Annotated in this window: 15 protein-coding genes, 1 tRNA gene and 2 pseudogenes; 3 read left to right on the forward strand and 15 right to left on the reverse strand. The window is 60.8% G+C overall.

All coding sequences use genetic code 11. The features are described from left to right. Positions 1-58 precede the first annotated feature (58 nt). Positions 59-991, forward strand: a complete 933-nt coding sequence (locus tag IB248_RS03965) for a LysR family transcriptional regulator (protein ID WP_192240360.1) — start codon at positions 59-61, stop codon at positions 989-991. Between the two features lie 43 nt (positions 992-1,034). Here IB248_RS03965 and IB248_RS03970 read toward each other — a convergent pair whose 3' ends face one another. The 9 genes from IB248_RS03970 to IB248_RS04010 form a co-directional block, all read right to left on the reverse strand. Continuing rightward, positions 1,035-1,730, reverse strand: coding sequence for a response regulator transcription factor (locus IB248_RS03970; protein ID WP_018857650.1), 696 nt, complete (start codon positions 1,728-1,730; stop codon positions 1,035-1,037). A gap of 1 nt (position 1,731) precedes the next feature. Then, a complete protein-coding gene (locus IB248_RS03975; protein WP_062373386.1) occupies positions 1,732-2,109 on the reverse strand; it encodes a response regulator in 378 nt (125 codons plus the stop codon). Between the two features lie 2 nt (positions 2,110-2,111). Beyond that, the gene (locus tag IB248_RS03980; RefSeq protein ID WP_018857648.1) at positions 2,112-2,753 is read right to left on the reverse strand and encodes a response regulator; all 642 of its coding nucleotides are present in this window, start codon (positions 2,751-2,753) and stop codon (positions 2,112-2,114) included. Continuing rightward, positions 2,750-7,117 (reverse strand): PAS domain-containing protein, encoded by a 4,368-nt coding sequence (locus tag IB248_RS03985; protein ID WP_192240361.1) that lies wholly within the window; start codon positions 7,115-7,117, stop codon positions 2,750-2,752. Before IB248_RS03985 ends, IB248_RS03980 begins: the two co-directional genes overlap by 4 nt. Before the next feature lie 290 nt (positions 7,118-7,407). Continuing rightward, positions 7,408-8,268, reverse strand: a complete 861-nt coding sequence (locus IB248_RS03990) for an SDR family oxidoreductase (RefSeq protein ID WP_192240362.1) — start codon at positions 8,266-8,268, stop codon at positions 7,408-7,410. Positions 8,269-8,357: 89 nt separating this feature from the next. Then, positions 8,358-9,338, reverse strand: coding sequence for an alpha/beta hydrolase (locus IB248_RS03995; RefSeq protein WP_113470601.1), 981 nt, complete (start codon positions 9,336-9,338; stop codon positions 8,358-8,360). A 298-nt stretch (positions 9,339-9,636) separates the two neighbouring features. Continuing rightward, on the reverse strand, positions 9,637-10,287 hold the full coding sequence (locus IB248_RS04000; protein WP_192240363.1) for a hypothetical protein: 651 nt from the start codon (positions 10,285-10,287) through the stop codon (positions 9,637-9,639). 91 nt (positions 10,288-10,378) lie between these two features. Beyond that, entirely contained in the window at positions 10,379-10,795 is a 417-nt protein-coding gene (locus IB248_RS04005) for a cupin domain-containing protein (RefSeq protein ID WP_192240364.1), read from the reverse strand. A 76-nt stretch (positions 10,796-10,871) separates the two neighbouring features. Further along, positions 10,872-11,627, reverse strand: coding sequence for an SDR family oxidoreductase (locus IB248_RS04010; RefSeq protein ID WP_192240365.1), 756 nt, complete (start codon positions 11,625-11,627; stop codon positions 10,872-10,874). 342 nt (positions 11,628-11,969) lie between these two features. Here IB248_RS04010 and IB248_RS04015 point away from each other — a divergent pair. Next, a pseudogene (locus tag IB248_RS04015) lies at positions 11,970-12,424 on the forward strand (carboxymuconolactone decarboxylase family protein). Positions 12,425-12,503: 79 nt separating this feature from the next. On the opposite strand, the gene IB248_RS31540 reads toward IB248_RS04015, so the two are convergent. The 6 genes and pseudogenes from IB248_RS31540 to IB248_RS04035 all read right to left on the reverse strand — a co-directional run bounded on the left by IB248_RS31540 (position 12,504) and on the right by IB248_RS04035 (position 16,297). Continuing rightward, positions 12,504-12,740 (reverse strand): cation transporting ATPase C-terminal domain-containing protein, encoded by a 237-nt coding sequence (locus IB248_RS31540; RefSeq protein ID WP_348648515.1) that lies wholly within the window; start codon positions 12,738-12,740, stop codon positions 12,504-12,506. Further along, entirely contained in the window at positions 12,698-13,405 is a 708-nt protein-coding gene (locus IB248_RS32175; RefSeq protein ID WP_281419704.1) for an HAD-IC family P-type ATPase, read from the reverse strand. The genes IB248_RS31540 and IB248_RS32175 overlap by 43 nt, the downstream gene beginning before the upstream one ends. A gap of 738 nt (positions 13,406-14,143) precedes the next feature. After that, positions 14,144-14,359 carry a hypothetical protein gene (locus tag IB248_RS04025; protein ID WP_018857635.1) on the reverse strand — a complete coding sequence of 72 codons (216 nt, stop codon included), beginning with the start codon at positions 14,357-14,359 and terminating at the stop codon, positions 14,144-14,146. A gap of 359 nt (positions 14,360-14,718) precedes the next feature. Continuing rightward, positions 14,719-14,867: pseudogene (locus IB248_RS31555) on the reverse strand (SOS response-associated peptidase); the annotation flags it as partial. Between the two features lie 266 nt (positions 14,868-15,133). Then, positions 15,134-15,209: transfer RNA gene (locus IB248_RS04030), tRNA-Thr, on the reverse strand. Between the two features lie 128 nt (positions 15,210-15,337). Further along, the gene (locus IB248_RS04035; RefSeq protein ID WP_112665862.1) at positions 15,338-16,297 is read right to left on the reverse strand and encodes a nitronate monooxygenase family protein; all 960 of its coding nucleotides are present in this window, start codon (positions 16,295-16,297) and stop codon (positions 15,338-15,340) included. A gap of 254 nt (positions 16,298-16,551) precedes the next feature. Here IB248_RS04035 and IB248_RS04040 point away from each other — a divergent pair, with 254 nt between their 5' ends. Further along, on the forward strand, positions 16,552-17,739 hold the full coding sequence (locus IB248_RS04040; RefSeq protein WP_169679094.1) for a hypothetical protein: 1,188 nt from the start codon (positions 16,552-16,554) through the stop codon (positions 17,737-17,739).

Genomic DNA, 17,739 nt, shown 5'->3' on the forward strand with positions numbered 1-17,739 from the left:
GCTTATCTCCTTTTCAACAAGAGATGAGATAGACGTTGCCTCCCGGCGTCATTAGATCATGGGCGGGCACATGATCTGTGCCGCGGAGGTGCAAGTGGCAAACCTGCTGAACGAGACGTCGGGATTGATGGCCTTCGTACGGACCGTGGAGGCTGGCTCGTTCAGCGCCGCCGCGCGTGACCTGGCCACGACGCCGTCCGCGGTGTCGAAGAGCGTGGCGCGGCTGGAAAAGAAGATCGGTACCCGCCTATTCCTGCGCTCCACCCGTGCCCTCACGCTGACCCAGGACGGTCAGGTTTTCTTCGACCGCGTTGCGCCGCTATTGCGGGATCTGGATTCGAGTGACGAGGCGATCAGGTCCGATGCCTCGCCTTCGGGTCGTTTGCGCATCAGCATGCCCAGCGAACTGGCGCCTCTTCTGCTCCCGCGCCTGCTTTCCAGCTTTGCAGCCGACCATCCGAACCTTCATCTCGATATCGGTCTCACGGATCGGTTTGTCGATCTGATCAGGGAGGACTATGACGTCGTGCTGCGTGCAGGTAGACCCCTGGAGGGTGATCTGATCGTGCGCCATCTCGCCGACCTGCGGATGGCGATCGTCGCATCTCCGGCTCTTCTTGAAGCCTGGGGCAATCCCACCAGCGACGAAGCCCTGGCAGCGATGCCTTTTGCCCGATATGCGCCGGGCGGCGTGATACAGCCTTTGCCCCTGGCGGATGGGAAGAGCTTTACTCCGTCAGGGCGCGTGGATTGCGACTCGGGAGCGGCGCTCATTCAAGCTGCGCTCGGCGGGTTGGGGGCCGCCTATGTTCTGCGATGCCTGGTCGCCAAAGAACTAGAATCCGGTGCGCTTGTCGCCGTCGCGTCGGGGATGGGGTTTCCCAAGCTTCCATTCAACGCGCTGCACGCGTTTGGCCGCACGGTGCCGCTGCGCGTAAGGTTATTCTGTGACTTCATGGCCCGCGAGGCAAAAGCCATCGAAGCTATCTAACCAATGGCGCATCATCGCCAATGCCGGCATCTGTTCAGCCAACTCAAAATTTCGAGCCGCCAGCCTCCCGCATCGCTGTCGGCAACGTTTCCCATGCCCTGATCAGTTCGCCGATGGAGCCGGCCCCCATCTTGCGCATGACATTGGCGCGATGCAGCTTCACGGTCACCTCGCTGATGCTGAGGTCGAAGGCGATCTGCTTGTTCAGGCGCCCACGTGCGACTTCGCGCAGGATTTCGCGCTCCCGGTGCGTCAGTGTCTCCAAGCGCTCGAGATTGCGCTTGACGACAACAGCCTCCGCGCGCCGCGCCACATCGAGCTCAATCCCGGCGATCACCGCATCAAGCAGCGTCTGATCCCGCACCGGTTTGGTGAGAAAGTCCACCGCGCCGGCCTTCATGGCCTGCACCGTCATCGGGATGTCGCCGTGTCCGGTGAGGAAAATGATTGGCTTGAGATTGCCGTTTTGCGCCAGATGGTGCTGCAGATGAAGCCCGCTTGCTCCCGGCATGCGCACATCGAGGATCAGGCAACCTGGGCTGTCCAATATGTCGGCGTCGAGCACTTCTTGGGTTGAGGCGAAATCGACTGACCGGAAACCCGCCGAAAGAATCAACTCAGACAAAGCCTCGCGGACAGCCGCGTCGTCATCGACGATGATGACGATTGGCTGCTCGGCATCATTCTTGTGCTGTGGTAACAGCGGCGCCGATTTCCGCGGCAGTTGTTCAACTCTCATGTCACCCTCCATTTTTCGATTTTTGCAAAGCGTCTGCGATGGCTACGAGCAGGGCAGGGGCGTCGAAAGGCTTGCGGAAAAAACCGCTGATGCCTTGGGCGCGGCCGTGGTCCGCGATTTCATGGCGGCCGGTGATCAGGAAAACCGGCAGTTCCGGACGCGCCTTCTTCACGATGTCGCGAAGTTCGAAACCGTCCGTACCGGGCATGCCGATGTCCGTTATGAGAAGGTCGAGGTCCGAGAGTCCGCGAACGAGCAAGTGCCCGGCCGAGCGGAAGCAGCAAGCCGTATAGCCAGCGGATTCCAGCAGTTCCTCCAGCGATTCGAGCAGCCTCGGATCGTCATCGATGACCGCGATGGTCGGTCTTGTTCTCTCCATGACTAATTTCCTCCCGCGCGGCGCGAGTGGGTGACAGGTATCTCCAACCTCTCCGCAATACGCACGAGATCGGCGAGCGATGCTGTTCCCATTTTCTGCATTACATTCCTTCGATGAATTTGCAGCGTGACTTCGCTGATCCCCAGTTCCGATGCTGCCTGCTTGTTGAGGAGACCACTGACCACGAGCGGCAGCACCTCGCGCTCCCGTGGGGTCAGCTCCAGGTATCGTTGTCTGAGCTGGCTCAGTTCGGCCCGCTCCGACCGCTTTTCCCGATCCTGGGAAATCGCCGTGTGGACCGCTGCCATGAGGTCCGCATCGCTGAAGGGCTTGGTGAGGAAGTCCACCGCGCCATGCTTGATCGCCCGCACCGAAGACGGAATATCGCCGTGCCCGGTGATGAAAACGATCGGCGGATGATCGCCTTCGGCGATCTGCCGCTGCAGTTCGAGGCCGTTGATATCGGGGAGTTCGACGTCGAGGATAAGGCAGGCAGGAACATCCGGTTTCTTACCGCCGACATATTCGCCCGCCGACCCGAAGGCGATGGTGTGTATGCCGTGGGTCTCGAGGAGTTCGCCGAGCGCCTCCCGAATGCTTTCATCATCGTCCACGATGAAAACAACATGGTCGTCCGTCGTCATGAGGTCTCTTTCGCTGCAATTGGTAAGGTGAAAATGAACCGCGCGCCGCACGGTTCATTCTTCTCGGTCCACAAACGCCCGCCATGCGCCTCGACGATCGATCGACTGATGGCCAGTCCCATACCCATCCCGTGCTGCTTCGTCGTGAAGAAGGGCTCGAACACACGATCGGGAGATTCGACGCCGCGTCCACGATCGCTGATTTCCGTCTGAACCTCGCTGCCCGCGCGATGCGCATGCACCTCAAGGACTTTTTCGCCTTCAACGAGATCCATCGCATCCATGCCGTTGCGGAAGAGATTGATGAGGACCTGTTGAATTTGGATGGAATCCAGTGTGACGGCAGGAAGGTCGGCATCGACATGAAACTCCATGCGAATGCGGCGTCGGGCGGCCTCCTCGGCCATCAGGCCACGCGCTTCGGCTATGACGCTCGAGAGCGTCGCGCGGCTCCTCGTCTCCGTGGATTGCTTGAACAGGGCCCGAATGCGGCTCACGACATCGGCGGCGGCGTTCGCGTCACGGATCAGGCGCTCGATCACGGTGTTGGCGCGTGCCACGTTCGGAGGCTCGAACGACAGCCAGCGATGGCAGGCATGCGAGTTGGCGACGATGGCGGCCAGCGGTTGGTTCACCTCATGGGCGATCGATGCCGAGAGCTCCGCAAGGCTTGCCGCCTGCGAAGCGACCGCCAGCCTCTCCTGCGTCCGGCGCAATTCCTCCTGGGTGCGCACGTCGTCATCGATGTCGAAGCTCACGCCGTACCACTGCAATATGCTGCCGTTCGCATCGCGAAGCGGCTCGGCGCGCCCGTTGATCCAGCGATAGACGCCGTCGGCCCGTCGTTGCCGGTATTTCAGGGCGAAGGTGCTGCCTGTTGTAAACGAATGTAACAAAGCCTGCCCGACAGCGGGGGCATCATCCGGATGGACGGAATTCTGGATCGCCATCTGCAACCGGGTGGCTTCAGGAGAATTGAGATCGGTCAATGTCAGGCCGACATACTCGGCCAATCGCCTGTTCAGGTAAGACGGCTCGCCATCGGCCGCCGCTGCCCAGATCTGTACCGGGAGGGCATCCACGAGCCGTCTCAGCTGCGACTCGCTCTCCCGAAGAGCTTCCTGTGCCCGCATCTCATCTTCGATATCGATCGAAACCTGGTACCATTGCACGATCGCGCCAGACGCATCGCGCAAAGGCTGCGCGCGGGCCTCGATCCAGGGATAGGCGCCGTCCTTGGTACGCCGCCGAAAACGATTCACGAAAGGTGTTCCTGTCGCAAAGCCATCCAACGCCCTCCGCAGTATGACCGGGAGATCGTCAGGGTGAGCCAGATGCCGGGCCAGCCCCTCAAAATCCGTGACGTGATCCGGCACCGCTCCAACATTGTCCAGATATCGCTTGCTGGCGGAGGTGAGCTTGCCCTCGGGATCGTAGCTCAGGATGTTGATGGGCACTGCGTCGATCATCTGCTCCAGTTGCCGCTTGCTGTTGCGCAGCGCCTCTTCACTCTGCAACTGATCATCGATGTCGTGGCAGAGACCGTACCATTGGGCGATGCTACCGTCCTGATCGCGCATCGCTTCGGCGCTTGTCGCCATCCACCGATACGTGCCGTCAGCTCGACGCATTCGCCATTTCATGGAGAGTGGCTCACCACTCGCCAGGGAGCGTTGGAACGCGTCCGCAACCTCAACGGCATCATCGGGATGAATCGCGGTCTCGATAAATGCGTCGAGCCGGCTGATGTCCGGCTTGTCCAGGCCCGCGACATCCAGGCCCAGGTAGTCGACAAGTCTTTTGTTGAAAAAGACGGGCTGGCCGTCTGGTGAGATCCGCCAGAGATAACTCGGGACCATGTCCACGAGGAGCGACAGTTCCTGTTCCCGGCTGCGTAATGCAGCTTCCGCACGCTTGTGTTCGGTCAGATCGAGAATGTACGCAACCCCTTGTCGAGACTGCCCTTCGAAGCAGGCCGCCCCGATCAAGACCGGCACTCGACTGCCATCCCTCCTGAAATACTCCTTCTCCCGGGCTTGCATCTTGCCCGTCAACGCAAGTTCTTCCGCCTCTTCGCGGGCATGCACGGTCTGCCATTTGGGAGGCGTTATATCGAACCACCGAAGGCCGGCCTGCACATCCTCCCGTTCGTACTGGATCATACGGAGAAACGCGTCATTGGCGTCGATGACTGTTCCGTCCAGATCCCATATGACGATCCCGATAATGTCTGAATCTATCAGTCGCCGGATTCTGGCTTCGCGCTCGGCTATGTCGCTGTAGAGGCGCGTCTGATCGTCTATGTCGTGTGAAAGGCCGTACCACTGGATGATCTGTCCCTTTTCGTCCCGCATCGGCTCGGCCCGGCCTGACATCCATCGATAGACGCCGTCTGCGCGACGCAGGCGGTAGTCCATCGCGAAATGGTTGCCGGTCGCAAGGCTGTCACTGAGTGACTTGGCGAGCCCGGGTGCGTCATCGGGGTGGATAGCGGCGTTGAGGATCGCTGCCATCTGGCTCGTATCAAGCTTGCCGGCGTCGGGCCTATCCACACCGAGGAAATCCATCATGCGCTTGTTGAAGAAACTCGGCTCGCCGCTTGGATTAAGTCTCCAAAGCAGGCTCGGCACCATGTCGACGAGCTGCGAGAGCTCCCGTTCCCGGTCGCGCAATGCCTCTCGCGCGGTCACCAGATCATGTATGTCGACGCTTACCGCGTACCAAGCGAGGATGGCGCCTGACTCGTCGCGCAAAGGCTCTGCGCGACTCTCTGTCCAGCGATAGGAGCCGTCGCGCCGTATGTGGCGATAGTGCACAAAATAGGGCGTGCCGGTCTCGAATGCGTGGGTGCGCACCTGCGCCCTCATGGCCCTGTCGTCCGGATGGATGACGTTTAAAGGGAACGCCGGCGTCCCGCCGTTGGCGGTAAAGTCCTCAAGAGTGGCGCCAGTTACGTCCGTGTACCACTTGTTGAGGTAGGTCGGCGTTCCTTCAGGGGTCGTGGTCCAAATCATGGCGGGCACGGCGTCGATCAGCTGCTGCAGCTGCCGCTCCCTGTGCCGCAACGCGTCTTGGGCGCGCACTTCGTCGTCGATGTCGATGGAGATGGCGAACCATTGCACAATCGCGCCGTTTTCGTCGCGTAGCGGTTCTGCTCGGCCATCGACCCAGCGATAGACGCCATCCGCACGGCGCATGCGATACTTCAAGGAATAGGGCTCTCCGGTGGCGACGGAACGACGGACCGCTTGCAGTAGGACGGGAGCATCATCCTCGTGGACCAGGGTTTCTATGTTCGTCGCCAGCCGGCTCGTGCCCGGCTTGTTCAACTGATCCAGGTCAATCCCGAAAAAATCCACCAGACGCTTGTTGAAGAAGGTCGGTTCGCCTTCCGGCGTCAGCCGCCTGATGTGGACCGGGACCATGTTCACGATTTGCAAGAGCTCCCGCTCCCGGTCGCGCAGGCTCTGCAGCGTCAGCTGATGCTGCCGGGATATGGCAGCAACGATGAGCGCGGAAAATGCCGAGATCGCCAGGAAGAGCTGCAGCATGATCTGGTTGTGGCGCTGGGTCTCGGCATCGCCGGCAAATTGGATAGCGCCGGATATCGTGAATGTCGCCGTGATCAGTGCAAGAAGGGCCAGCGTAACGGCGGCACCCTTGAATTCGAAGCGCACCGAGGCCCAAAGAAGTGGCGGCATGATGATGTAGGCGAAGGGCAGAAAGCCACTCAGCGAAAGGGTGGCGACGCCGAGCAGGATTACCCCCAGAACGCAAGCCTCCGCCCACCGCGCTGCCGAAAACTCGGCCTTGCCACCCCAACTCTGGAACACGACAAGTGCGAGCGGCGCCACGATCAGGACCCCGGTGGCATCCCCGATCCACCACAGAGCCCAGGCGTCCAGGAAGGTTTGCGAAGACATGCTGAACCAGACCAGCGTGGCACTTCCGACCGTCGCGCTCAGCATCGGCGCAATCCCTGCGCCGACGACGACGAATGCGACAACCTCCTGCAAGGTTTCCAATCGAACCGACCGCTTCAAAGTACGGTTCACGAGCCATGCACCGATGGTGGCTTCGAGCGCGTTGCCGGAATAGATAAGGAGGGCTACGGGCAAGGGACTATGGAACCATAGGATATTGCCAAGCAGTTCCGCCAGACCGCCCGCCAGCACCCACCACGGCCAGCTCCACATGGGAGCGAGGATTAGAGTCGCAATGAACAGTCCGCTTGGAGGCCAGATGGAGATGCCCGTTCCGGGCACGATTGCGAGCGCCTGAGCGAATCCGCAGCCCAGGACATAAGCCAGAATAAAGAGGCCGAGATGCAGGAGTTGCGGGCGATACGACCAGACGCGCGTCATTGGGGCTCCTGCAAGGTACAATAGTCCGGGATCGTCAGCCTTTCGTATTGAACTCGTTGTCAATCCCGGTGCTGGCGAAGCTATGCCGCACCCTAATCGCGCCACCGCACCGCCGCAACTTATGGAAATCCATATGTTGGTGGCGATGCTGCCGCAGAGCCGAAGGAGACCAGGTCCAGAAGAATGCGCAAGACGTGAGGGCCGGCAGCAAGATGTGCCAGCCGAGCCCCCCAGGCAAATCCTATGCGGGAAGGAAATGCCGCATCGAAAACCCTGTAACGGTTCCGGTCTCAGTCCAGAAGTGGGAGGGGAGTGGTCGGCTCGTCGAAGTCCGTCGACCGGCTGATCTTGTCCCAATAGAGAGCGGCTGCGGATCGAACCGCATCGCTTTGGGCAATCCGTCCCAGGGCATCGCTTCCGAGGACGAGTTGTTCTGGCAGATCATCCTGGCGCGAAAGATCGAAGATGACGACGGCCACCTTGTCCGGGTCGCCGGGCTCGGTGCCGGCATAGCCTTCAGTTATCCTCATGATCGCGCCGATGGTCGGTTCGTATTCCGGCAACAGCGGCGGGACGTGCCCACGGGCAACCCGCGTCCAGTTCGTGCGGATGCTGCCAGGTTCGATGGCGATGGCCTTGACGCCGAACGGCTTGACCTCCTTGGCAAGCGAAGCGGTGAAACCGCTCACCGCCCATTTGGCGGCAGTATAGGCGGTCGACCCAGGACTGCCGAAGCGCGCCGAGCTGGACGAAATATTGATGATATGCCCTGATTTTTGACGGCGCATCAAGGGGAGCGCCGCGCGCGTGAGATTGACCACACCGTAGAAATTGGTGTCGATCTCCGCCTTGAAATCATCTTCCGAAACCTGTTCGAAGGGACTGAGATGCGCATAGCCGGCATTGTTCAGCAGCACGTCGAGGCGACCGAACCGTTCCATCGCGGTGTCGACTACGCGGCGTGCTGCTGGCGCATCCGTCACATCGAGCTCGATGAGTTCCACCTGCTGGCTGTAGCGGCGCGCAAGGTTGAGAAGGCGGTCGACGTTTCGGGCCGTCGCAACGAGGTTTTCGCCGCGCGCGAGGACGAGTTCGGCCGTGCTCAGGCCGATCCCGCTGGCGCTGCCGGTTATGAGCCAGGTCTTCGACATGTTGGATTTCCTTAAAGGGCGATGATGGAAAGGGCTTGAATGGAAATGGCGCGGCCTTGCCGCGCCACCGATGGTCCAAGTTACGAGCGTCAGGCCTTGAGGAAGGCGAGCAGGTCGGCGTTGACCTGGTCCTGATGTGTGGCGGTGATGCCGTGCGGCGCGCCGGGATAGTAGATGTCCTTGGCGCCCTTGATCAGCCGGGCGGACTTGACGGCGGAATCCTTGACCGGAACGATCTGGTCATCCTCCCCGTGCAGGACGAGCGTCGGCACGTCGAACTTCTTCAGGTCTTCGGTGAAGTCGGTTTCCGAGAATGCCTTGACGCATTCATAGGCGTTCAGCAGGCCAGCCTGCATGCTCCAGAGCCAGAACTGGTCGAGTGTGCCCTGGGAGACGTTTGAGCCCGGTCGATTGGCGCCATAAAATTGCGGGGCAAGGTCGCGGTAGAATTGCGAGCGATCCTTGACGAGGCCAGCGCGGATCGCGTCGAACGCTTCGATCGGCAGGCCTTCCGGATTGGCCTCTGATTTCACCATGACCGGCGGCACGGCGGCGATGAGCACAGCCTTGGCGACACGCTTCGTGCCGTGCCGGCCGATATAGCGGGCGACTTCGCCGCCGCCGGTGGAGTGGCCGACCAGCGTCACGTCCTTGAGGTCAAGCGCCTCGATCAGGGCGGCCAGATCGTCGGCGTATCCGTTCATATCGTTTCCGGATGTCGGCTGGCTGGATCGTCCGTGGCCGCGGCGATCGTGCGCCACGACGCGGAAGCCGTGCTGGGCGAGAAAGAGCATCTGGCCGTCCCAGGCGTCGGAGTTCAACGGCCAGCCATGCGAGAAGGTGACGACTGGACCGGTGCCCCAATCCTTGTAGTAGATTTCCGTGCCGTCCTTGGTGGTGATCGTGCTCATGGCTTGCTTTCCGTGGTTGCTGGTGGCGGGGAGAGGCTGCTTCGGCGTCTTTGCGGAGGCAACCGCCGGCAAGCCCACGGCGATCCCGGCGGTGAGGCTGCCGAGCAGGGCGTCGCGACGTGAGACACTGACAGTCGATGGGTTTGAAATATTGCGCATTTTCTATCCTTCGCGGTGATTGACATGCGACGGAGGATGGCGACCGGCGGCCCGGAAAACCATTGGGCGGAAGCATCTGGGGACTGTGCGAAAGTCTAGGTGACCGCATCGAACGATTAGGGCGGTTGCTCGCACCGAGGCGTTCACGACGCAAAACACGCGCTGATGAAGCGCGCGTTTTCTTGCTTGTCTATGTGCGGTGGGGGTTACCGATAGGGGGCCTGCGATGTAGTGGTGAGTGCAGGCCCTTGCAGCTCTTCCTGTTCGAAGTGCACGTCCATCGCATCGAACATGGCGATCATTCATCGAAGGGCGCATTTGCCACCAGATCGACCGAGGAGGTCGGCACTTTATAGCCAGGAACCAGGCGCTCCCCGAAATCCCGCGCGAAGTTGTCGTAAGTCGTTTCCGGCTGTGTCGCGGCGATGTGGCAAAAGCACAGGGTCATCTGCCGCTTCATCCCAAGCCGCGGAAATTCGGCGACGATCGCCTTCATCTCAGCCGAGGGAATGGAACTGTATTGCAGGCCGACGACGTCGAGGCAGATGCCGGCGGTGCAGAGTGCGACCTCGGCTTCCTTGTAGAGGCCGATCGACGGCGTCGAGTTGAGAGCGACGCAATCCCAGATCTGTTGGGCTCGATACTTGTCGAGCCCGGCTTCCGTCGCAAATCCGCGCGCCAGATCCGCGGCCTCCACCTCGAAGCGCCGCGGCCCCGCAAATCTCTCGTTGAGCGTTATGTCGTGCAGCAGCGTGCCGACGGCCAAGACTTCCGCGTCGTGCTCGATGGCATGAAGCTGCCCGATCCGCTCGGCAAACAGCCAGGAGCGGACAACGTGGTTGAAGAGGTACGGCTCACATGCCTGGCGCGCATGCTCCAGCGCGCGCTCGACGAGCGGCGTCTGGGGGACCGAAATTCCGGCAAGTGTTCGCATTGCTGTCGCGCTCATGGGCCCAAGCCTTGTTGATCTGAGTCTCTCGAAATATCGGCGGGTGAGGGCTGCGATGTCAGGCATTGGCCGGGCATCGCAGAGGTTTGTCTCACTTGTCGTCGATCGTTATGTTCTTCTCGTCGGTATCGACGACGAAGACCGCAAGCAGGCGCGCCGGCTCGGTCTTGCTTGCATTCTCGCTGACGGCGTGGTGATCGCCCGGAAACTCCGAGAAGCTTTCGCCGGCATGGTAGGTCGTGACCGGGCCGCTATTGACCTGACTGCGGATTGCGCCTTCGAGGACCGTTGCATAGATGAAGGCTGAGTTCGGATGCGTGTGGGCAGGCGAGGTGCCGCCCGGCGCATACTCGACCAGCACGCCCTTCATGCTCTTGCCGGGCACGTTGGGAAGCTTCTGGTCGTAAACGATGGTGACTTTCGCGTCACCGGCGGAAGTGTCATGCGCGACGGCGGCGCCGCCGAGGACGGCCGTCAATGCGGTTGCCGCCATAAAGGTCCGGAACATGTCGTTCTCCTGTCGTGATTGTGCATGGAAGGGGCAGCCTGGGTCTTGCCGGATGCGCCGCGCCCCTCCGAAGGGGTTACGTTCTCGGCTGGTAGTGGCTGAGCCAGTCCTGGAAGCTGACGCGGCCAAGCCGGGCGTCGCCGATCGGCACGAGCGAGCCCTCGGCGAGCTCGGTGCCGAAATAAGGCGCATGCGGATCAGCGACGACCTGGCGGGAATCGCCGGTCGACTTCAGGAACTGCGCCGCGATCTCGTTGAGGCGAAATTTCTCCGGACCGGCAATCTCGATGATGCCATTTAGGGGTTTACCGAGGGCCACGTCGGCCATGGCGTCGGCGACATCCTCCGACGAGATCGGCTGCACATAGGCGGAGGACAGATGCACCGTCTGGTCGACCGTGCCTGACTGCACGATGCCCGGAATGAATTCCAGGAACTGCGTCGAATGCACGATCGTGTAGGGAATGCCAGAAGCACGGATCAGCGCTTCCTGGGCCATCTTGGCGCGCATGTAGCCGCTGCCCTCGAGCCGCTCCACGCCGACAATGGAAAGGGCGATATGATGTTCGACGCCTGCCACGGCGGCTGCCTTGAGGAGGTTACGTCCCGCGGTCTGGAAGAATTCCATCACCGCCTTGTCCTCGAACGAGGGCGAATTGGCGAGGTCGATCACCACCTTCGCGCCAGCCAGCGCGTCGTCCAGGCCCTTGCCGGTGAGAGTGTCGACACCCGTATTTGGGGATGCTGCGAGGACCTCGTGGCCCTTTTTCCGCAGCCGTTCGACGGTCTTCGAGCCGATCAGTCCGGTGCCGCCAATGACAACGATTTTCATGCCTAGTCTCCTTCTTGGGTCATGTGCCCGGATCTTGATTGAAACCCGCCAGTGTCAGCATTCCGTGTGTGGGATCAGCGAAAGCCACGCCCGGATGCGGCTCCGATGGCGGGACAATGCGTTGGATCCCCGTCTTGAACCATTCTACCGGGGACGCGCTCACCTACTGCCGAAGTATAGGAAGGGGTGTCCCGAACGGTGGAAGGCCTGATCGATCGGCGGGCGTCTGCTGAATTCCGCGTTAGGCCGGGCGCATCGACCGGCCAGATGGATGGTCCACGATGTCGGGGATACCTCCTGTCCGGGCGCAACGTCCCGATCACTCATGTCACGGAGAGCATGATGACCAAGCGTTTGAACATACTGGCCAGGAAGAACGGAGGCATAGAAGGCCTCGTTGCCGTGGAGGCCTGGATTGCCAAGAGCTTCGATCCCACGCTGATGGAGCTCGTCAAGGTGCGCGGGTCCCAGATAAACGGATGCGCCAATTGCCTGCACATGCATCGTCAGGACGCGTTGAAGCTGGGCGAGACAGAAGGGCGGATGCTCTTGTTAAACGCCTGGCATGAATCGGAGCTCTATACGGATCGCGAACGGGCGGCACTGACATGGGCCGAGGCGCTGACCAATGTCGCTGAAGGCCATGCGCGGATTCGGACTATGAGGTCGCGCAAAACGCCTTCTCGAAGGATGAACTCGTGGCGCTCTCGATCGGCATCGCAATGATCAATGCCTGGAACCGCCTGGCAATCGGCTTTCGGCTGCAGGATCCAGCGGATCGCAAGCGCGCCGCCTGACCCAAGCGTTCGCCGGGCAAATCCGTTCGCCCGGCGACTGCGCGTCCGCGCCGCCATGCAACCCAACTTCTTGTGCGCGTTACCGACGGGTCGCTGCGTCTTTCAACGCGGGCGTAGAGCGAATGACGAGTTTTTTGATCTCCACGACGAGGAAGAAGGCGAGCCCGCCCAAGATGAGCCAGAGCCAGACTGAAGGGGGCAAGACCTCGGTGTCGAACACGGCGTGGAGCGGCGGTGCATAAGTGAAGAGGATCTGCAGCACCACGACCGCGGCTATGCCGTACCAAAGATAGGGATTGGCCAGATGGGCACGCACGGACAAAGACGAATCGAGCAGGTAACGGCTGTTGAAAGGTAGTAGAGCTGCCCGAGCGTGATCGCGTTGACGGCAGCCGTGCGCGCCATCTGGTCCGAAGCGCCTTGCCCCTTCATCCAGAAGAAGACCACCAGCGTATAAAGGACAAGCGCCGCGCCCACGAAGAGAATGCGCCAGATACCGAAACCGGTGACGATCGGCCGGTCGATCGAGCGGGGAGGGCGCGTCATCACGTCCGCCTCATGGGGCTCGAACGAAATGACAAGACCGAGCGCGACCGACGTGACCATGTTCACCCACAGCACCTGTGGCGCCGTGATCGGCAGCGTGAAGGCGAACAGGATTGCGATCGCGATCACCGCGCCCTTGGCGATATTGGTGGGCAGCAGGAAGAGCATCGCCTTCTCGATGTTGTTGTAGACCGTGCGGCCCTCCTTTACGGCCGCCGAGATCGAGGCGAAATTGTCGTCGGCGAGGATCATCTCCGCGGCCTCTTTCGTCACCTCCGTGCCCTTGATGCCCATCGCCACTCCAATATCGGCCTTCTTCAGCGCCGGCGCATCGTTGACGCCGTCTCCGGTCATGGCGACGATCTGACGATTGGCTTGGATTGCCTTCACGAGCCTGAGCTTGTGCTCGGGGCTGGCGCGGGCGAAGACATCCAAACACCCACGCTCCCAGCATCCAGAAGGCTATCCAGATCAAGGCTAAAGCGCCGACGACGAGGAGGAAGGCGAATATCATGCTGGGGATCTCGAAGCGGTTCACGGCTCTTCCTCACTGCGTATTGCCCGAACAGCATTTCCCCGCCATTCGCTCCACACACGGAGCACTTCAACCGAGGTTGGATCTCATCAATATACGCCTGCCTCAATCGATCCGGCAGGCCTGTTTCTGTCGAATGGTCGCTGTGTCCCGCAGCCATGGCACTTTACCTGAATATCGACGTGGTACGGGGCGTAGTGGAGAGATCCGGGGTTCTATCCCCCTGGAAACGAGTCACGGCATCATGGTCGATTTCGATGACAGCTCGGACAAGAGCATTGAGGGCGCGCGGTCGAAGCAAATTCGCCTTGAGCCCCAACCGCACACCCCATTGCTCTGGAGGGGCTGGGGTCCTGGCTCCAAAAGCAACGTGCCAGAAGCTAAGAGTTCAGGGTTAATTTAGTATTTAGGAATGACTAATACTAAAGAAAAGGGCCCCACTGCTGGTTCGACACTCAGCGAAGACCCTGGGGCCGTGCTGGTGGGCTGCCATAAACCTCAGGGCCACCGCCGAGCAACCCGCCGGTGTACGCTCCCACGGGTAACACGATTATCATACGCCCGCCGCGGGACGGTTGCCAGTTGATCTTCGGTCAGCCGACGTCGTCCGCGAACTTAATGCTTTGCAGGGTAGCGGGTCATTCCGAGTGTTTGCCGCGATATGTGGTCGGCGGAGGAAGCGCCTCGTGAGCTTGAGCAAGCGTTTCGAGCCACGAGGCCAAGCCAGCTGGAACTTCAGCGTTCCCGGCCTCCAGCGCTTCCACCCATGAAAGGTCGCATTGCAGGGCCGATGCCAGATTGATCGGCGTCCACCGGATATGAAGAAGGCATTCCGTGAAACGGGCAGGGGTCATTGCTCACATCCTCGTAAAGCACCGACAAACATGGCCTATGATGTACTGCCAGTTCGGCAGGTCAACCATATCTTCAGCCTCCTCGATCTGGCAGTGCGTCAACCTCCGCCGTCACTGCCGTAGGAGTCGTCCTTCACGCACCTCAGAAACTTGTTTCAATTATTTCCGGGATCGCTAATGTTCCCGCATGGCAAACCGAACGGTGCGGCTTAAACAGGGCGCAGCGGGGACCGAGCATCCTGTACAGGACGAAATCTCGAATGCCAGAGGGAGAGAAGCTTAGCTCTTCGGAGGCAACGCCTGAGCTTCTCTCCCGATCCTGCGGCTTCGGCCCAGCTATGCCGCCCATTTGAGGCCAGCTAGACCATTGTTGGTTCTGGATCTGGATCAATCTCGTCAAGGCGTCGGGCGTGTCGTTCCTCGGCAAGCCGACCTTTCTGCCGACGGGCCACATCTTCATGACTCCGGCCGGAAAGGGCTTCATAAGGTCGACGGGATCGGGTTCCGGCGGTGCGGGGATCGGCGGGCAAGCCGATTTGCTCGGCCTCAACCTCCGTGAGCTGTGCCCAAGTCTTTGCGTCTTCGAGGCGGCTGTATATCTTGGAGAGTGGGGCGCAGCCCTGAACGCGGACCTGCACCTGATACTTTCCATTGCGCCTACGGATGGTCGCCATTGCAAAACTTCATGCTGTGACCGTGGTGTGACAGCGATGAATTGCAACGGGCTTGGTGGAGCGCGACCCTTGATAACTATTTGATTTATCGAGGAAAGAATGGTGCCGCTTACGTGACTCGAACACGTGACCCCATCATTACGAATGATGTGCTCTACCGACTGAGCTAAAGCGGCAATCCCTGCGGCCGAACCATGCGGCCCGCGATTTGCATGGGCTGATACAGGCATTGTTTGAAGATTTCAAGCGCCCTGTCGGCTCTTCGGCAAAAAAGAACGGTGCTGTGGAAATCCGCCGCCGATCTCTAGAGTGACAGGCGCGTCCGGGCAGCCGCATATTCGGCTTCCAGCCGGTCGACGAGCTTGCCGACTGGTTCGATCGCCTTGATGACGCCGATGCCTTGTCCGCTGCCCCAAATGTCCTTCCATGCCTTGGCACCGCCGACGGCCTGTTCGAAATCCATTTTCGAGGGATCGGCGACCGGCAGATTGTCGGGGTCGAGGCCGACGGCCTTCACCGACGGTTTGAGATAATTGCCATGCACGCCGGTGAAGTAGTTGGAATAGACGATGTCGTTCGCCATGCCGTCGACAATCGCCTGCTTGTAGGCGTCTGAGGCGCGGGCCTCTTCGGTCGCGATGAAGGGCGTGCCGATATAGGCCATGTCGGCGCCCATCGCTTGCGCCGCGAGGATGGCACCGCCATTGGCTATCGCGCCGGCAAGCAGCAGCGGCCCGTCGAACCATTCGCGGATTTCCTGGACAAGCGCGAACGGCGAAAGCGTGCCGGCATGGCCGCCGGCACCGGCTGCGACGGCAATCAGCCCGTCCGCGCCCTTGCGGATGGCTGAGTTCGCATGGCGATTGTTGATGACGTCGTGAAGCACGATGCCGCCGTAGGAGTGCACCGCGGCGTTCACTTCCGGCACGGCGCCGAGTGACGAGATGACAACCGGCACCTTATATTTGACGCAGAGCCTCAGATCGTGCTCCAGCCGCTTGTTCGACATATGGACGATCTGGTTGACGGCAAACGGAGCCGCTGGCCGTTCGGGGTTCGCGGCGTTGTGCGCGGCGAGATCCTCGGTGATAATGGCGAGCCATTCGTCGAGCTGGCTTTCCGGCCGCGCATTCAGGGCCGGGAAGGCGCCAACGATTCCAGCCTTGCACTGCGCCAGCGTCAGTGCCGGGTGCGAAATGATGAAGAGCGGGGAGGCGACGACCGGCAATCTGAGATTCTGGGTCAGGATCGGAGGCAGGGCCATGGGACACCGTAGGAATTGACGTTTACGAAAACGTCAATGTGATAGCAGAGACTTTGACAGAGGAAAAGTGCGCTCTATCGATTCCTCAAATATCGGCTATTGTTGCAAGGACATAGGACGGTCAGGGTCTCCTGCGTTATCCCCTGCCGATGCGAACCCGGACACCGGGTGAGGCTTGCGATTTGCGGCGGCAGCGGCTACCGCATTTACGAATTGTTAAGTACAAAGCCCAGTCTCAGAGTAAAGGACCGGACGTGAGCGGATTAGAAACGGCTATCAAAACGGCGCTCAGCAATGCCGATCGCGACAATCCCGAAGTCCGTGCAAAGATTTATCAGTCCGCGCGTCAGGCTCTTGAAGCCGGTCTCCGCAAGCAGGACATCACCGAGACGGAAGCGGTCGCCTATCATCGCCACAGGCTCGAAACGACGATCCATATGATCGAAGCGGAGGAGCGCGAACGCCTTCATCCGCGCCAGGGGCCGCCGGAAGTTGCTGTTCCCCCCGTGGTGGAAGTACCAAGGCCGGCTGATCATGTGGCAGAGGAAGAAGTCGCGAACGTTTCGATTGGCGGCGAGACCCGTGAGCATTCGGTTACCGACCCACGCTTCGACGATGAATCCAGCCTCGCCGGCGTCCATGCCGGGAGCGGCAATCATCTTGGCGCCGAGCCGGTCGCTGAATCGCCAGCGGCGGAGCGGAAGCCCACGCAGATGGATTTCCGGCCGGAGCGCGCCGCGGTTCGACGCAAGCCGCGCAAGTTTTTCTCCCGACTGCTTGTCGCCTGCGTGCTCCTGGCCTTCATCGGCATGGGTGCGTGGTGGGTATACACCTCGGGCGTGCTTAAGACCGCTGCGGAACGAGATACAAGCGTTGCCAATCCGCCGGCGAGCACTCAACCGGAAGACTTCGACGGCGCGGACAACAGTGGCGACAGCGGTGCCGCAGGCGGCAATGCGGCGCCGGTTGCGATCGACCCGCAGAACTCCTTCTCCGCCGACTGGATTGAGGTTTTCAAGCCGTCCAATGCGGACAAGATCAAGACCGGTGCACGGGCGGAAATTCAGAATGTTGCGGAAAACGAGGGCACCGCGGTCCGCCTGATCTCGCAGAGCAACGACAGCGACGGCAATATCAGCATCAGCGTTCCCGCCGATGTCCTTCAGCAGTTGGCCGGCAAGTCCTCGACGATTGCAATCACGCTGCAATCGACGTCCGACGAACCAACTCAGGTTACGGTGGAATGCGATTTCCAGTCGCTCGGCGACTGCGCCCGTCACCGTTTCTCGGTCACCCGGCAGAAGTCGGATGTGCTTCTCCAGGTCCGCTTCGATCGCTCGCTGGCGCCGAACGCCGCCGGACGTCTGATCATCAACAGCGATGTCGACGGCAAGGCGCGCGGCATCAACCTCTACGCTATCCGAATCCTGCCGGGGCAATAG

The sequence above is a fragment of the Rhizobium sp. RHZ01 genome (assembly GCF_014851595.1).
Taxonomy (GTDB): Bacteria; Pseudomonadota; Alphaproteobacteria; order Rhizobiales; family Rhizobiaceae; genus Rhizobium; species Rhizobium altiplani.

Coding starts and splice junctions, on each gene's coding strand:
- IB248_RS03965 (WP_192240360.1), top strand. CDS start 59: ATGGGCGGGCACATGATCTGTGCCGCGGAGGTGCAAGTGGCAAACCTG.
- IB248_RS03970 (WP_018857650.1), bottom strand. CDS start 1,730: ATGAGAGTTGAACAACTGCCGCGGAAATCGGCGCCGCTGTTACCACAG.
- IB248_RS03975 (WP_062373386.1), bottom strand. CDS start 2,109: ATGGAGAGAACAAGACCGACCATCGCGGTCATCGATGACGATCCGAGG.
- IB248_RS03980 (WP_018857648.1), bottom strand. CDS start 2,753: ATGACGACGGACGACCATGTTGTTTTCATCGTGGACGATGATGAAAGC.
- IB248_RS03985 (WP_192240361.1), bottom strand. CDS start 7,117: ATGACGCGCGTCTGGTCGTATCGCCCGCAACTCCTGCATCTCGGCCTC.
- IB248_RS03990 (WP_192240362.1), bottom strand. CDS start 8,268: ATGTCGAAGACCTGGCTCATAACCGGCAGCGCCAGCGGGATCGGCCTG.
- IB248_RS03995 (WP_113470601.1), bottom strand. CDS start 9,338: ATGCGCAATATTTCAAACCCATCGACTGTCAGTGTCTCACGTCGCGAC.
- IB248_RS04000 (WP_192240363.1), bottom strand. CDS start 10,287: ATGAGCGCGACAGCAATGCGAACACTTGCCGGAATTTCGGTCCCCCAG.
- IB248_RS04005 (WP_192240364.1), bottom strand. CDS start 10,795: ATGTTCCGGACCTTTATGGCGGCAACCGCATTGACGGCCGTCCTCGGC.
- IB248_RS04010 (WP_192240365.1), bottom strand. CDS start 11,627: ATGAAAATCGTTGTCATTGGCGGCACCGGACTGATCGGCTCGAAGACC.
- IB248_RS04025 (WP_018857635.1), bottom strand. CDS start 14,359: ATGACCCCTGCCCGTTTCACGGAATGCCTTCTTCATATCCGGTGGACG.
- IB248_RS04035 (WP_112665862.1), bottom strand. CDS start 16,297: ATGGCCCTGCCTCCGATCCTGACCCAGAATCTCAGATTGCCGGTCGTC.